Source organism: Streptococcus intestinihominis (assembly GCF_046824975.1).
GTDB lineage: Bacteria > Bacillota > Bacilli > Lactobacillales > Streptococcaceae > Streptococcus.
Genome location: NZ_JBKQBL010000004.1, coordinates 206,134 through 207,404 on the forward strand (window position 1 = coordinate 206,134; position 1,271 = coordinate 207,404).

1 protein-coding gene and 1 pseudogene are annotated in these 1,271 nt (G+C 41.4%); both read left to right on the forward strand.

From position 1 onward, the window contains the following. Positions 1 to 22 precede the first annotated feature (22 nt). On the forward strand, positions 23 to 838 hold the full coding sequence (locus tag ACLOR3_RS07885; RefSeq protein WP_411399930.1) for a TIGR03943 family putative permease subunit: 816 nt from the start codon (positions 23 to 25) through the stop codon (positions 836 to 838). Between the two features lie 164 nt (positions 839 to 1,002). Continuing rightward, positions 1,003 to 1,271, forward strand: a pseudogene (locus tag ACLOR3_RS07890) (glucose-6-phosphate dehydrogenase); the annotation flags it as partial.

The window sequence follows — 1,271 nt, forward strand, 5'->3', positions numbered from 1 at the left end:
CTTGGTTTGTGGGGGTGGTCCTATGATTCGATTTCTCATTTTAGCAGGCTATTTCGAAATTACTATGTATTTGCAGCTTTCTGGTAAGCTCAACCAATACATCAATATGCATTATTCCTATTTAGCCTATATCTCTATGATTCTTTCCTTCATCCTGGCTGTCGTCCAGCTCTATATCTGGATGAAGAATCTACCCGTTCATAGTCACCTAACCAGTAAAAAAGCTAAAGTCATGAGTATTCTTCTGCTCCTGATTCCCTTAATTGTAGGGATTGGCTTCCCGACTGTGACCTTAGATTCCCAAACGGTATCAGCCAAGGGCTATCATTTCCCCATTGCGGCTGGCTCTTCCAAAGATATTCAAAATGATGAGGGGACAACCAACCAATACCTCAAGCCAGATACTAGCAGTTATTTTACCAAGTCTGCTTATGAATCTGAGATGAGGGCTGCAGCCAAGAAGTACCTCAAGCAAGATCATATCCAGATCACGACAGAAAACTATATGGAAGTCATGGAAGTGATCTACGACTATCCAGATGAATTTGCTGGAAAAACCTTTACCCTAACCGGCTTCATTTATAAGGATCCCCAGGATCCGGGCAGTCAGTTCCTTTTCCGTTTTGGAATTATCCACTGTATCGCTGATTCAGGAGTCTATGGTTTGTTAACCAAAGGAGCCTCCCAAACCTATGACGATAATACCTGGGTCCAAGCTACTGGAACTCTCAAAATCCAATACCATAAACAACTTGGCCAAACCCTTCCTATCTTAGTAATAAAGGAAGCCCACTCAGTAGAAAAACCTACGAATCCTTATGTCTATCGGGTCTTCTAAAGTCCGTTAAACATCTCTCGGTTGTGACCTTTCGGTCCAACCTTTTTTAGTGGCTTCTTCCACTTTCATTCTCTTTTAAAGTCCGAATCCTTTTACTTTCAAAGAGAAATTTTCTGAATTTTATGGTAGAATATGGTTTATCAAGTTAGAAAATAGGTATGAACATGTCCTCAAAAGTAATTGTAACCATTTTCGGGGCCAGTGGAGATTTAGCTCAACGCAAACTCTACCCTTCCCTTTTTAGACTCTATAAAGCTGGAAATCTTTCCGAGCATTTTGCAGTGATTGGAACTGCTCGTCGACCTTGGAGCAAAGAATACTTTGAATCCGTTGTCGTTGAATCCATTTCGGATTTAGCAGACAGTCCTGAACAGGCGCAAGAATTTGCCAGCCATTTTTACTACCAAAGCCACGATGTCAATGATACGGAGCA